Here is a 13,171-nt window from a genome sequence, read left to right on the forward strand (position 1 = left end):
GCCGGGCTATCTGTGCTGCGGCTATCCGCAGCGCGGTTCCGGCCAGTTCGACAAGGCGGAGAAGATCATCACCGACAACCGGGTGCTGTTCCACCGCGTGGCCAATACTCTCAACTACCTCGACATCAAGACCGTGGTGGTGAGCTGCGGCACCTGCTACGACCAGTTGCAGGGCTATGAATTCGAGAAGATTTTTCCGGGTTGTCGCATCATCGACATCCACGAATATCTGCTGGAGAAGGGTTATAGCCTCAACCCAGGCGGCGCGGCGGGCGAGGTGAAGTACCTCTACCACGACCCCTGCCACAGCCCGATGAAAACGCAGGAGCCGATGAAAACGGTCAAGGCGCTGCTGGGCGACGGCGTGCTCAAGAGCGAGCGCTGCTGCGGCGAGAGCGGCACGTTTGGCATCTCACGGCCCGACATCGCCACGCAGGTGCGTTTCCGCAAGGAAGAAGAGCTGCGCAAGAACGAGCTGGCGCTGCGCGCCGATGGTTTTGCCGGGGACATCAAAATTCTGACCTCCTGCCCGTCCTGCCTGCAGGGGCTCACGCGGTATGGCAACGATCTACAGCATGGCTTGCTCGAAGCCGACTACATCGTGATCGAAATGGCGCGTCACCTCATCGGCGAAGACTGGATGGCCGACTACGTCAAGGCTGCGAACAACGGCGGCATCGAGCGCGTGCTGGTGTGAGCATGAAGTCTGCTCCCGTGCTGCTGGTGATCGACGTGCAGAACGGCTTTTGCACCGGCGGCGGCCTGCCGGTGCCGGATGGCGAAGCCGTGGTGCCGGTGATCAACCGGCTGGCGGCCAAGTTTTCGCAGGTGGTGTTGACGCAGGACTGGCACCCGCCGGGCCATGCGTCGTTTGCCAGCGCGCATCCGGGGCGGCAGCCTTTCGAGACCATCACTTTGCCCTACGGCCCGCAGGTACTGTGGCCGGATCATTGCATTCAAGGTACATGCGATGCGGCCCTGCACCCCGATCTGCACATTGCACACGCTCAAGTCCTCATTCGCAAAGGCTGGCGCGCGGGCATCGACAGTTACTCGGCCTTCATGGAAGCCGACCGCAGCACGCCCACCGGCCTGACGGGCTATCTGCGCGAGCTGGAGGTCCGCGAACTGGTGTTGTGCGGATTGGCCACGGATTTCTGCGTGGCCTGGAGCGCGCTGGACGCCCGGGCTGCAGGTTTTGAGGTGACCGTGGTGGAAGACGCCTGCCGCGCCATCGATCTCAACGGCTCGCTGGATCAGGCCTGGGCGCAGATGCGCGCCGCCGGGGTGCGGCGCGCAATGTCCATCGCGTTCTGATCAGACGTTTTCGCCCGGCGTGAGCGTGGCCGTGGGAGCAGCCGAGGGGGCGGCCTTGGCCCGCTGATGGTGGTGCACCGGCTCGTCTTCATAGCCGCGGATCATGGCCATGATGTGCGCCAGCGGCGTGTGGCCCGTGGTGGTGAGATAGACGTGGATGATGAAAAAAATCAGCATCATGTAAGCGCCGATGGTGTGCGCCCAGGCCACAGTCTGCAGGCTGATGCCCCATTGCTTCCAGATGGGCCAGGCGCCCCAGTCGGCGAAGAACAGCAGCCAGATGCCGCTGATCCAGATGATGGGATTGATCATCAGCTTCACCCACAGATAGGCCAGGCGTTGCAGCGGGTTGTGCTTGCGCGCGACGGTCTGGTGATAGGGATGGTCCTCGCCGCGGAACATGCCATAGGCGTAATGCCGTGCGACCAGAAAAATCTTGTCGAAAGTGGGGATGTATTGCTTCCATTCCCCGGTAGTGAAGTGCCAGAAGATGGCGAACACCCACAGGGTCACTAGCGCCCAAGCCGCAAAGGTGTGAATGCGCAGCGCGGTAAGGAACTCCACGCCGAGGTCATACAGGCCGTGGATGCGAAAGCCGGTCAACATCAGCAGGATGATCAACCCGGCCTGGCTCCAGTGCCAGAAGCGCTCGAACCGCTTGAACAGGATGACGTGTTTTTTGTGTGACATGACGAATTCCTCGAAGTGTCTGTGTGAGGTTGCACTGCGGGCTGCGGGTCAGTGGCTCTTGCTTCCGGGTTTGTTGCGGCGGCGCAGCCACAGAAAACTGCGGATGCCGCCATGCACCATCACCCCGGCCAGACTCAGCCCGGCAACGCCCAGGCCGATGGTCTCGATCCAGTTCTGATGGTCTTTGTCGCGACCCGGGATGTAGATGCCGTCGATCTTTTCCAGCCGACCGTTGTTGCTGTGGCATTGCGCGCAGCTCAGCGCCTTGTCCTTGGGTGCGACCATATGCGTGATCGGCCAGGTGGTAGTGGTCTTGACGAATTCGTACTTGCCCGACCATTCCAGCCCCGCCTCCTTCATGCCGGCGGCGATGGACTTCTGCCAGTCCATGGTGTGCCAGTAGGCCGCATCGTCGAAGCCTGCGTTGTGGATGGCGAGCAGGCGGTGCATCTCCGGGTCGTAGGGCTGGGTGCCCTTCATGGTCTTCACCGGCCAGATGCGTGATTTGCCATCGGTAGCGCTGCCGCCGTACTGGTTGATGGCGACGACCCCGTCTTTGTTAGGCGTCACGTTCTCGCCGATGTTCATCCACTTCACCGCGCCGTTGAACCAGGTGTAGTCGGGCACGACGTTTTCACCTAGTTTGAACTGGCCTTTGATGCCGAGGTAAGTGGGGTGGCCGTGCTCGTCCTTGATGACCAGGGGCTTGCCGTCCGGGCCGCGCTGGCCGGCCTTGGAATAATCCCATTCCATTTTGGTGGGCACGCCGCCGCGGGCGAACTCGGGGATGTGGCAGGTCTGGCAGGCGATATTGCGGGTGTGCATGTTCAGGTCCTGCGCCAGATTGCCTTTGTGCGGGGTGTCGCCGTGGCAGGACTGGCAGCTTGCCGCACTGCCCATATTGTGTTGGCTGCCGCGTACATACTGCCCGCCCTCGTGCTTGGCGTCGAGCTTGTAGTGGCTGCCGCTGACCTCGTGTCCGCCGGTGGCGTGGCAGGTCTGGCACTGGAAGTTCAGCCCGTCCTTGGCCATGTGCACGTCGAGTGATTTGGGCGGATTAATCAGCGAGCTGTCCAGGTCGCCATGCTTCACGCCGTCTCCTCCGCCGCCGTTGAAGTGGCAGGTGCCACAGTTGGCGCGCGAGGGCGCGCCCACATGCTGCGCGATCAGGGCCAGATCGATCGGTTCGATGAACTTGCCCGAGCCAGGCGGCATTTCGATGCGGGTCGTGGGCGGGTTGCCCGACTGATACGGCGCTTTGACGTATTTGCCGGTCTGGTCGTGGCAGACCAGGCAGTCCACATCGGTATCGGGGCGTTTGCTGAAGGCGACGAACTCACCGCTTTTCGCATCGCCGTAGCCGACATGACAGCCGGTGCAGAACTGCTGGTTGCTCGGCGTGGACACGCAGAAGTTGTTCATCACCTTGTTCTTGCCGACGATGCGCTTGGAGTCCTGCTCCACCTCCTCCCACTTCCAGTGGATGGTGCCCTTGATCTGCTTGGCCGCCTCGGTGTGGCAACTCAGGCAGGCGGCGGTGACCTCGGAGCCGCTTTTGAACGGACCCTGCAATTCCTTGAACTTGCTGTGATCCGCCGTGGTTTTTGCGCCAGTGGGCATTTTGGGCACCACGCGGTAAGGCGAGTGGATGTCGACCTCGGCTATCGCCGACTGCGGCGCCGACGGAGGGATAGACGCAGCAGGGTTGGCCAGGGCTGGCGGGGCGCTGGTCGCGACCGCGCAGACAGCGGCCAGACGAAGCCAGAAGCCGAAGCGGGCGGCAGGCGCGAAGCGGTGGGTAAACGGCATGACGAACACTCCAGTCGGTGTGCGAAACGGATCGATCAGGAGCGCATGGTTGCAGATACATACAGTTGCAAAAGTGACAAGACGCAAAAACTTCCCAGCCCGATATGCCGGAATTGCAATCTTTTGATCTGGGATAAATGAATCGTGCGGTTTGAATCCGTTTTGCCCGCTGGCGCGTAATTCAAGCAACAGCCGCACAGACCGCGCTGTTCTCGTTTTTTCTCTTTCAGGAGGTTTCACCATGCAACGCACGCAAGCCGCAGTCCACACCGCCCTTTCCCCTTCCGCCGCCCCCGAGGATTCCAGCGGGCAGGGTGCCAGCCGCCGTCAGTTCTTCCGCGTCGGCGGCCTGTTCGCCGCGGGGCTGGCCGCTTCCAGCGCGCTGGCACCAGCAACGAGCTGGGCAGGGACGATGTCCAAGTCGACCACCGACGACATCGCCATTCTCAACGTCGCACTCGGGCTGGAATATCAGGCCATCGCTGCCTATCAGGTTGGCGCTGAATCGGGCTTGCTGGAAAAGCCGGTGCTCGCCGTGGCCGTGAAGTTCCAGGGACAGCACAAGGCGCATGCCGAGGTACTGTCGTCCACCATCAGCAAGCTGGGCGGCACGCCGGTCATGGCCAAGAAGCCCGATGAGTACGGCTTCCCCACGGCTTCGCTCAAATCGCAGGCCGACGTGCTGGAGTTCGCCGCCGGGCTGGAAAAGGGCGCGGCCAGTGCCTATCTGGGCGCAGTGCCACAATTCCACAACAAAGATCTCGCCAAGGCCGCGGCCAGCATCATGGGCGACGAGACCATGCACTGGGCCATTCTGCTCAACGCCTTGGGCAAAGACCCGGTGCCTGCGGCGTTCATCGCCTGATCGCCCGGGGCATCCCGAACAGCGGGCGCGGCGCGATGTCGGTAACATCCGCCGCAAACCCGCCTGCTTTGTGGCACACCTTCATCGGGTGGCGCTGCGAAAGCCGGGCTGCCCTCCACGCTGCGCTCATGCCCGACCTGCAATCCCTGCTTGCCTACACCGCCCTAGCCGACCGCGACGCGTTCAGCCAGTTGTACGCGGCCACGCAAAGCCGGGCCTGGGCGATCTGCCTGCGGTTGTTGCGCGACCGGTCGTTTGCCGAAGAGGCCATGCAGGATGCGTATGTGAAGATCTGGCATCAAGCCGCAAGCTATCGGCCCGCTTTGGGCAGCCCGGAGGCCTGGATTTCCGCGCTGGTGCGCAACACCTGTCTCGATCGCCTGCGCGCCAACAAGCGCGAGGCGCAGTATGTCGTTTCACTGCAGGGCGATGAGGCGGATGATCCGCCCGAAATCGCGGATGACCGCACGCCTGAAGCGCTGCTCGAAGCCCGCTTGCAGGGCCAACCGATGGAGGATTGTTTGGGACAGTTGCAACCCCGCCAACGCGAACTGCTCGCGGCGGCCTACGTCATGGGACAGTCGCACGCCGAAGTCGCCCGCGAACGCGCTCTGCCGCTGGGCACGGTGAAAACGCTGATCCGGCGCGCGGTGCTGTTTTTGCGTGACTGTCTGGGGGAGGGCGCAAGGTGACGCTGCCCGCACGCTACCGCAACAGCGATCTGCTCGACCGGCTGGCGGCCGACTGGCTCACAGGCGGGCTCAGTCCGGCTGCGCAGCGCCGCGCCCAGTGTTTGCTGGAGCAGAGCCCTGAGTTTGCCCAGGCGGTGCAAGGCTGGCGCACGCGGCTCGATGCCAGCTTGCTGTCGGCAGCGCAAATCGGTCAGCCGTCCGACTCGGTCTGGCAGGGCATCACCGCGCGCCTCGATTCCCCGCGCGTGACTCAGCCTGCGGGGGCTGGCAAGTCGACGTCTTGGGGCGTTGAAGCCTGGCGGCGCTTGTCTCTGTGGCTCGGCGGCGTGGCCGTGGCAGCGGTGGCCTTTTCAGTCGTGGTGCTGGTGCAGAACCCGGAGGTCGGCCGTGGTACGGCCGCGCCCGTACAGATGGCGGCGTTGATGCACGGCGCGGGCGGGCAGGCCGCCGTTGTGACGGTGCAGAACGGCAAGCTGACTTTGACGGCCGTTGGCGCCATGACGCCACCCAGCGGCAAGAGCTACCAGCTCTGGCTGTTGCCCACGCAGGGCGCCCCCATTTCTTTGGGCGTCGTGGCGGCGGGGCAGAGCCGCTACCCCATTCCCGAGTCGGCGCAGTCGCATCTGTCGCAGGCCAAGGCGTTTGCCGTCAGCGTGGAGCCGCCCGGTGGTTCTCCCACAGGCCTGCCGACCGGGCCGGTGATCATGGTGGGCGCGGCGCAGCGCGCGTGAGCGATGTCGAGCGAAACGGCCTGCGCACTCTGTAAGACCGACGGCGGGCGGCTGATCTGGCGCGGTGCGGAATTCCGCCTGATCCGGGCAGACGACGCCCTGCTTCCGGCGTTTTACCGGGTGGTGTGGAACGCGCATGTGGCCGAGTTCAGCGAATTGAGCGCGCTGCAGCGCCTGACCTGCCTGGACGCGGTGACGCTGGCCGAGCAGTTGCTGCGCGAAACGCTGGCGCCCGACAAAATCAACCTCGCCAGCCTGGGCAATGTGGTGCCGCATCTGCACTGGCACGTCATCGCACGCTGGCGCTGGGACGCTTACTGGCCGCAATCCGCCTGGTCTGCCGCGCAGCGCCCAGCCGACGACGCCATGCTGGTCAGCCTCGGTGCGCGCCTGCCGGAGGTGGATGCGGTTTTGCAGCGCGCGTTCGCACAGCGTTTCGGCGGGGCATAAGTCGAAAAATCAGATCAGGGCGATCAGACGTACTCGCCCTTGCTCAGATCGTGCTCACCGCGCTCGTGAATGAAGTTGGCGCGGCCGACGATGAGGTTGTCCACCTCGCCGATGCGCGTCACATCCTTGCCGGTGTAGGGCAGCGAATGCAGCACGTAGCGCATGGCGTTGAGCCGCGCGCGCTTCTTGTCGTTCGACTTCACCACCGTCCAGGGGGAATCGGCCGTGTCGGTGTGGAAGAACATGGCCTCTTTGGCGCGGGTGTAGTCGTCCCACTTGTCGAGCGAGGCCATGTCGATGGGCGACAGCTTCCACTGCTTGAGCGGGTGCACCTGCCGCTCCTTGAAACGGCGGCGCTGCTCGTCCTGGCTGACTGAGAACCAGAACTTGATGAGGTGAATGCCGCTGCGCACCAGATTGCGCTCGAACTCCGGCGCTTGGCGCAGAAATTCGTGGTACTCGGCGTCGGTGCAAAACCCCATCACGCGCTCGACCCCAGCCCGGTTGTACCAAGAGCGGTCAAACAGCACGATCTCGCCGGCCGTGGGCAGATGCTGCACATAGCGCTGGAAATACCACTGGCCGCGTTCGACCTCGCTAGGTTTTTCGAGCGCCACCACGCGCGCGCCACGGGGGTTGAGGTGCTCCATCACCCGTTTGATGGTGCCGCCCTTGCCCGCTGCGTCGCGCCCCTCGAACAGAATGATCACACGCTGTCGGCTTTCCTTCACCCAAGCCTGCAGCTTGAGCAGCTCGGTTTGCAACACGAATTTCTGCCGCTCGTAATCTCGCCGCAGCATCTTGAATTTGTAGGGATAGCCGCCCTTGCGCCAGTCTTCGGCCAGCTCATCGCTCGTGTGTTGCGGGGCGGGCTCGCCCGCCGGCATGCCCAGCGCCGCCCGCATGGCCGCTGCATCGTCGGGGGCGTCACCCTCCAGAATGGCTTGCACGCCTTCGTTGTGGAGGTCTGCAGGCGGCGGGCCTTTGAGGATGGTGTCGAGCGCCGCCAGTTCAGCCTGCTGCGCCGCCTCTTGCGACTGATCGATCACGAACTTGCGCACGCCAGCAGGCGTGAGATGCGGCGGAATGTCGCCTTGCGCAACCTTGTTGTGGGCGGTGTTGTGCGCGGCCTGGCGCTGCTGTGCCGACTTTGCCGGGCTGACCCGCTTGCGCGCAGGCCGTGCTGTTGTTTTACGTGGGGCGGTGGGTGAATTCATGGCATCTCCAAGTAGATACTGCCTTTATAGACCCTGGGTGCGGCCGCTCACAATGACATTGGACAAACGGCAGCGCTTATAAGCGCCCCCAGGGCCGGGCTGCGCCCAGCCCGCCCCCCGTGGGGGTCAAGGAAACTTGGGGCGGCCCTGCGTTTCCTTGAGCGCTGTGTTCAGCTTGACCTGACCCCCGACCACTCCTGGCCGAGATCGTGGGCGATGGCGAACTGGTCGAGCACGCGCGCCAGGCTGGCGTCGACCATGGCTTCGATGCTGGCGGGCCGCAGATAGAACGCGGGCAGGGGCGGGAAAATGACGCCGCCCATTTCCGTGACGGCGGTCATATTGCGCAGATGGGCGAGGTTGAGCGGCGCCTCGCGCGGCAGCAGCACCAGCTTGCGGCGCTCTTTCAGGCACACGTCTGCCGCGCGGGTGATGAGGTTGTCGCAAAAGCCGTGGGCAATGGCTGCCAGAGAGCGCATGGAGCAGGGCGCCACCACCATACCCAAGGAGGAAAACGAGCCGCTGGCAATGGTCGCGCCGATGTCGCCGACGGGATGCACCACATCCGCCAGCGCCTCGACTGCCTTGCGGTCGAGGTCCATTTCCACCTTGAGGTTGAGCACGCCGGCGGCGGAAATCAGCAGGTGCGTCTCAACGCCGCCGAGCCGCTGCAGATGTTGCAGCAGTCGCACGCCATAGACGATGCCCGTCGCCCCGGTCAGCGCCACGATGAGTCTTGGCCGGGTCATGGGAGCGGCGGGCTGAAGGGGGGCGTCAAGCGAATGCGAGTCAAACGAATGCGCGCTTATTTCAGGCCGCCCAGCAGCGCTTGCAGCTCGCCGCTTTGCGCCATCTCGGCCATGATGTCCGAGCCGCCGACGAATTCGCCCTTGACGTAAAGCTGCGGGATGGTGGGCCAGTTGGCGTATTCCTTGATGCCCTGGCGAATGCCTTCGTCCTGCAGCACGTCCACAGCCTTGATCTGGCTGACGCCGCACGACTTGAGCAACTGCACCGCGCGCCCCGAAAAACCGCACATGGGGAATTGCGGCGAGCCTTTCATGAACAGCACTACGTCGTTGTTCTTGACGATTTGATCAATTTGCTCTTGCACACTGGACATGGCGGCATTTCCTGGTTGATGTCGATCAAGCAATTTTAGAGGGCGGCCGGTTTTGTTGCGGACGGGAGCCTATTTCGAGAATCGCCGCAACCAGCCGCGACTATCCCGCCGCTCACCCGTTCGATACCGGCCAGATCGCGTGCGCTGAACACCTCGCGATACCCGTGAGCCTCTAGCAAATCGCGCACGGCAGCCGCCTGATCGTAGCCATGCTCCAGGAGCAGACAGCCGTCGTCCCGCAGAAACCGGTCGGCCTGCGCAATGATCTGGCGCAGATCGCCCAGCCCGTCCGGGTTGGGATGCTGGCCGTTCAGCGCGAGGGCGGGTTCATGGCGCAAGGCGGGCAGATGCGGGTCGTGCGCAGCGATGTAAGGCGGGTTGGAAACAATGCAATCGAAGCGCGCTGTCGTCGCCGGGGGGTGCAAGGCATCCCACCAGTTGGACTGGAGAAAGTGCACTTCGCCGCCTGCGCGCCGGGCATCGAGCAGCCGCTGCGCATTGTTTTGCGCCACCGCGAGCGCGGCAGCGCTGGCGTCCAAGGCCCAGACCTGCACATGCGGGCGTGCATGGGCGATGGCGATGGCAATCGCTCCGCTGCCGGTGCCCATGTCGAGCACCGTGGGCGCGTGGGTGGCGGGCAGGGCGTCGAGATGGCGCAGGGCGAGTTCCACCAACAATTCGGTATCCGGGCGGGGAATGAGCACATCGGGGGTTACTTCGAAGCTCAGGCCGAAAAACTCGCGCTCTCCCAGCACATAGGCCAGCGGTTCGCCGCCGAGCAGGCGCGTCGCCAGCGCCTGCAGCCGGGTCAGTTCGGCCGTCTCAAGCAGGCGTTCGGGATGGGCGGCTTGCTGGGCGCGGCTCCAGCCGAGTACGGCCTCGATGAGGGCCTGTGCGTCCAGCCGGGGCAGGCCGCAGGTTCGCGTCCAAGCGGCCAGATCGCGCGGCGCCGTCATCTCATGCTCCCAGGGCCGCTAGTTGCGCGGCCTGATCTTCGGTGCGCAGGGCGGTGAGCAGTTCGTCGAGGTCGCCGTCCAGGATGGCGTCGATTTTGTAGAGGGTTAGGTTGATGCGGTGCTCGCTGACCCGGCCCTGCGGAAAGTTGTAGGTGCGGATGCGGTCGGAGCGGTCGCCACTGCCCACCAGGCTTTTGCGCGTGGCCGCTTCCTCCGCCTGGCGGGCCTGTCGTTCTCGCTCGGCCAGACGCGCGGCCAGTACCGACAGTGCGCGCGCCTTGTTGCGGTGCTGCGAGCGCTCGTCCTGGCACTCCACGACCAGCCCGGTGGGCAGGTGGGTGATGCGTATGGCCGAGTCGGTCTTGTTGATGTGCTGCCCGCCCGCACCCGAGGCGCGAAAGGTGTCGATGCGCAAGTCGGAAGGATTGATCTGGATCGCCTGAGCCTCATCCATCTCGGGCATCACGGCCACGGTGGCCGCACTGGTATGAATGCGTCCCTGCGTCTCGGTCTTGGGCACGCGCTGCACGCGGTGGCCGCCCGATTCGTATTTCAGCAGACCGTAGGCGCCTTCACCCGCGACGCGCAGAATCACTTCCTTGTATCCGCCGAGATCGCTCGGGCTCTCGCTGATCACTTCGGTCATCCAGCGCTTGCGCTCGGCATAGCGCGCATACATGCGCAGCAAGTCGGCGGCGAACAGCGCGGACTCTTCACCCCCCGTCCCGGCCCGGATTTCCACGAACACGTTGCGGCTATCGTCCGGGTCGCGCGGCAACAAGGCGACCTGAAGCTGGGCTTCAAGCGCGTCGAGGGCAGCGCGTGCATCCTGAATTTCCTGTTGTGCCAGCTCCTTCATGTCTGGGTCGCTCAGCAACGATTCCGCCTGCGACAGGTCTTCTGTTTTTGCCTTGTATTGCACATACAGCCCGACCACGGGTTGCAGCTCGGCCAGTTCCCGCGTCATGTTGCGGTAGCGCTGCAGATCCGCGGTGCAATCGGGTGCGGCAAGCAAGGCGTCAAGCTCGTCGGCCCGGCGTTGCATCTGCTCCAGTTTGTCCAGCAGGGAAGGTTTCATGGGGGATATGGAACAGCCGCGCCTGGGTGCGCGGGCGGTAAACCGAAGGCGCTATAAAAAGAAGCGCCGGATTTGGAGGGCGCGGAGGACGCGCTAGACCTGCGAGTCAGAGGGGGAATCGGAATCGCGTCGGTGCGGGCACAGAAACACCCGCTCGACCGCCTGCGCCACGACTTGGCGATGAGACGGATCGCCCTGGTGCAGCGCGGTGAAGGCGCCGTGCAGGAATTTGTGCGACAGACCCCGCGCAAGTGCGTCCAGCACGGCCTCGGGCGACTCGCCCCGAGCCAGCAGACGTCGGGCGCGTTCGACCTCGTGCGTCTGCCACTGTTCGCTTTGCGACTGCAGTCGTTGAATGAGGGGCACCTGCGAGCGCAGATCAAGCCATTCGAGAAAACCATGCACCCGGTTTTCGATAATGGCCTCGGCCTGTTCGATCGCGGCCTGGCGCTTCTCCGTATTGCTGCGTACCAAGGCAGACAGATCGTCGACCGAGTACAGATAGACATCGCGCAGTTGCGCGACCTCGGGCTCAATGTCGCGCGGTACGGCCAGATCGACCATCACCATGGGTTTGTGCCGCCGCTGTTTGATGCTGCGTTCAACCGCGCCCAGACCGATGATCGGCAGGCTACTGGCGGTGCTGGTGACGACCACATCAAATTCGCCCAGCCGCTGCGGTACGTCGGTCAGCCGAATGGCTTCCGCCCCGAACCGCTGTGCCAGATGGGCGCCGCGCTCCACGGTGCGATTGGCGATCACCATGCTCTTGGGATGGTGCGCGGAAAAATGCGTGGCCACAAGTTCGATCATGTCGCCCGCGCCGATGAACAACACGCGACACTCCTGAAGGCTCTCGAACACAGTTTGTGCCAGATGCACGCTGGCTGCGGCCATGCTGACCGAATGAGCGCCGATTTCCGTATTGGTGCGTACCTCTTTGGCCACAGAAAAAGTTCGCTGAAACATCTGGTTCAGCGTGCTGCCCAGAGCGCCCGAATCCGAGGCGACCCGCACCGCTTCCTTCATCTGCCCCAGAATCTGCGGCTCGCCCAGCACCATGGAGTCCAGACCGCTGGCCACACGAAAGGCGTGTCGAACGGTACCGTCTTGTACCAGGCGATAACTATGGTCGGCCAGGTCATCGAACTGCACCTGGCGCTCGGTGGACAGCCAGTGCAATAGGGCATCACGCGGGTCGCTTTCGGCCGCGCAATAGATTTCAGTGCGGTTGCAGGTCGATAGAATGGCCGCTTCGATGGGGCCATTTCGGCGCCCGTTCAGCATGTTCACCTTCAGCCGTTGAAGCGCGTCTACCAAGGTATCGGCAGAAAACGCCAGACGCTCACGTACCCCGACGGGTGCGGTTTGGTGGTTGAGTCCGATGGCAGCGAGCAACATAATCAGATCGTGATTTTAAGAACTGTCGCGACTTTGAGCGACTGATCTTGATCAAACCAAGAATGCGCTTGAGGCCTTCAAAGATGACATTGTCCACCATTAAACGACCTGGTGCATCGGTGCAAACAGCAGGTTTCGCGCACTGCTGACGTTCTTCCCGCACGATTTCTTCGAGAATTTTCATGCTCCCCCTCTTTTTATCGTGGCTGATCCAGACAAGCCTCATGCCCTTGTTTGTGGGCGCCTTGACCGGGGGATTGGCGCACCTGGCTTGGGGAGGTGGCTGCGCCGCCAGTTGGGGACGCCGAGCGAGTTGGGCGGCGATCGGTGCGCTGCTGTTGCATCTCGTACTCGTGGGGGGCGGATTGCTTCGAGAAGGATCGATCTGGGATTACTCTGCCGTACTGCTGGCGGCCTCTCTCATCAGTGCTGTCGCTTGCCGGGGTGGCCGCGTCACCAAACGCTCTTGAGCATCAAAGGCGGAAGGTCGCAAAAAGGAGTTGACAACGGCTTTGCGCCCTTGCACAATTCAATGCTTCGCCGTTTTGCAGCTCTTTAAAGGGGGTGCAGAGAAGCGCGAAGCCAGCCGATGTTCGTGATGCTGCAAGTTGGCGCACGGTGGCTGCTGAACAAAACTGAGCAACACAGATCAATTCCCGCACCAGGGAGCCAAGACTGGCGCATTTTTGCGACTAAGTTGGGTGAAGGAAATTACATGATTCAGACGCAATCCAGACTGGATGTCGCCGACAATACGGGCGCCAAATCCGTCATGTGCATCAAGGTGCTGGGCGGCTCCAAGCGCCGCTATGCCGGCGTGGGCGACATCATCAAGGTCAGCA

At 63.4% G+C, this 13,171-nt stretch carries 16 protein-coding genes; 7 read left to right on the forward strand and 9 right to left on the reverse strand.

Translation table 11 applies throughout. The annotated features are described in order from the left end of the window. Both ABT24_RS13835 and pncA read left to right on the forward strand, forming a co-directional pair. The coding region (locus ABT24_RS13835) for a (Fe-S)-binding protein (protein WP_286738076.1) at positions 1-697 on the forward strand (697 nt) is incomplete at its 5' end. A 2-nt stretch (positions 698-699) separates the two neighbouring features. Next, the gene (gene pncA, locus ABT24_RS13840) at positions 700-1,317 is read left to right on the forward strand and encodes a bifunctional nicotinamidase/pyrazinamidase (protein ID WP_276731229.1); all 618 of its coding nucleotides are present in this window, start codon (positions 700-702) and stop codon (positions 1,315-1,317) included. Here the strand turns inward: pncA and ABT24_RS13845 are convergent, their stop codons facing one another. Next, positions 1,318-2,007, reverse strand: coding sequence for a cytochrome b/b6 domain-containing protein (locus tag ABT24_RS13845; protein WP_276731232.1), 690 nt, complete (start codon positions 2,005-2,007; stop codon positions 1,318-1,320). Between the two features lie 48 nt (positions 2,008-2,055). Beyond that, entirely contained in the window at positions 2,056-3,816 is a 1,761-nt protein-coding gene (locus tag ABT24_RS13850; protein WP_276731235.1) for a tetrathionate reductase family octaheme c-type cytochrome, read from the reverse strand. A 241-nt stretch (positions 3,817-4,057) separates the two neighbouring features. On the opposite strand from ABT24_RS13850, the gene ABT24_RS13855 reads away from it, so the two are divergent. From ABT24_RS13855 to ABT24_RS13870, 4 genes are all read left to right on the forward strand, one after another. Beyond that, positions 4,058-4,681 (forward strand): ferritin-like domain-containing protein, encoded by a 624-nt coding sequence (locus tag ABT24_RS13855; RefSeq protein ID WP_276731237.1) that lies wholly within the window; start codon positions 4,058-4,060, stop codon positions 4,679-4,681. A 128-nt stretch (positions 4,682-4,809) separates the two neighbouring features. Continuing rightward, positions 4,810-5,373, forward strand: a complete 564-nt coding sequence (locus ABT24_RS13860) for a sigma-70 family RNA polymerase sigma factor (RefSeq protein WP_276731238.1) — start codon at positions 4,810-4,812, stop codon at positions 5,371-5,373. Next, positions 5,370-6,104: an anti-sigma factor gene (locus ABT24_RS13865; RefSeq protein ID WP_276731240.1), complete on the forward strand. Its 735-nt coding sequence runs from the start codon at positions 5,370-5,372 to the stop codon at positions 6,102-6,104. Before ABT24_RS13860 ends, ABT24_RS13865 begins: the two co-directional genes overlap by 4 nt. 3 nt (positions 6,105-6,107) lie before the next feature. After that, complete coding sequence (locus tag ABT24_RS13870; protein ID WP_276731241.1) at positions 6,108-6,554, forward strand: HIT family protein; 447 nt, start codon at positions 6,108-6,110, stop codon at positions 6,552-6,554. A 23-nt stretch (positions 6,555-6,577) separates the two neighbouring features. Here ABT24_RS13870 and ppk2 read toward each other — a convergent pair whose 3' ends face one another. The 7 genes from ppk2 to ABT24_RS13905 all read right to left on the reverse strand — a co-directional run bounded on the left by ppk2 (position 6,578) and on the right by ABT24_RS13905 (position 12,513). After that, positions 6,578-7,771 carry a polyphosphate kinase 2 gene (gene ppk2 / locus ABT24_RS13875; protein ID WP_156053459.1) on the reverse strand — a complete coding sequence of 398 codons (1,194 nt, stop codon included), beginning with the start codon at positions 7,769-7,771 and terminating at the stop codon, positions 6,578-6,580. 170 nt (positions 7,772-7,941) lie between these two features. Then, complete coding sequence (locus ABT24_RS13880; RefSeq protein ID WP_276731242.1) at positions 7,942-8,520, reverse strand: UbiX family flavin prenyltransferase; 579 nt, start codon at positions 8,518-8,520, stop codon at positions 7,942-7,944. Between the two features lie 56 nt (positions 8,521-8,576). Further along, on the reverse strand, positions 8,577-8,894 hold the full coding sequence (gene grxD, locus ABT24_RS13885; RefSeq protein WP_276708287.1) for a Grx4 family monothiol glutaredoxin: 318 nt from the start codon (positions 8,892-8,894) through the stop codon (positions 8,577-8,579). A 35-nt stretch (positions 8,895-8,929) separates the two neighbouring features. Continuing rightward, positions 8,930-9,850 (reverse strand): peptide chain release factor N(5)-glutamine methyltransferase, encoded by a 921-nt coding sequence (prmC, locus tag ABT24_RS13890; RefSeq protein WP_276731243.1) that lies wholly within the window; start codon positions 9,848-9,850, stop codon positions 8,930-8,932. Position 9,851: 1 nt separating this feature from the next. Beyond that, complete coding sequence (gene prfA, locus ABT24_RS13895; RefSeq protein WP_276731244.1) at positions 9,852-10,928, reverse strand: peptide chain release factor 1; 1,077 nt, start codon at positions 10,926-10,928, stop codon at positions 9,852-9,854. A gap of 93 nt (positions 10,929-11,021) precedes the next feature. Continuing rightward, positions 11,022-12,329 carry a glutamyl-tRNA reductase gene (gene hemA / locus ABT24_RS13900; RefSeq protein ID WP_013106908.1) on the reverse strand — a complete coding sequence of 436 codons (1,308 nt, stop codon included), beginning with the start codon at positions 12,327-12,329 and terminating at the stop codon, positions 11,022-11,024. Next, on the reverse strand, positions 12,274-12,513 hold the full coding sequence (locus ABT24_RS13905) for a hypothetical protein (protein WP_141130606.1): 240 nt from the start codon (positions 12,511-12,513) through the stop codon (positions 12,274-12,276). The genes hemA and ABT24_RS13905 overlap by 56 nt, the downstream gene beginning before the upstream one ends. A 531-nt stretch (positions 12,514-13,044) precedes the next feature. Between ABT24_RS13905 and ABT24_RS13910 the strand changes: the two genes are divergently transcribed. Then, positions 13,045-13,171 (forward strand): uL14 family ribosomal protein (locus ABT24_RS13910; RefSeq protein WP_286738081.1); only part of this gene is annotated, 127 nt, incomplete at its 3' end.

The organism is Thiomonas sp. SCN 64-16, assembly GCF_001725585.1.
In the GTDB taxonomy this organism is placed as follows: domain Bacteria; phylum Pseudomonadota; class Gammaproteobacteria; order Burkholderiales; family Burkholderiaceae_C; genus Thiomonas; species Thiomonas arsenitoxydans.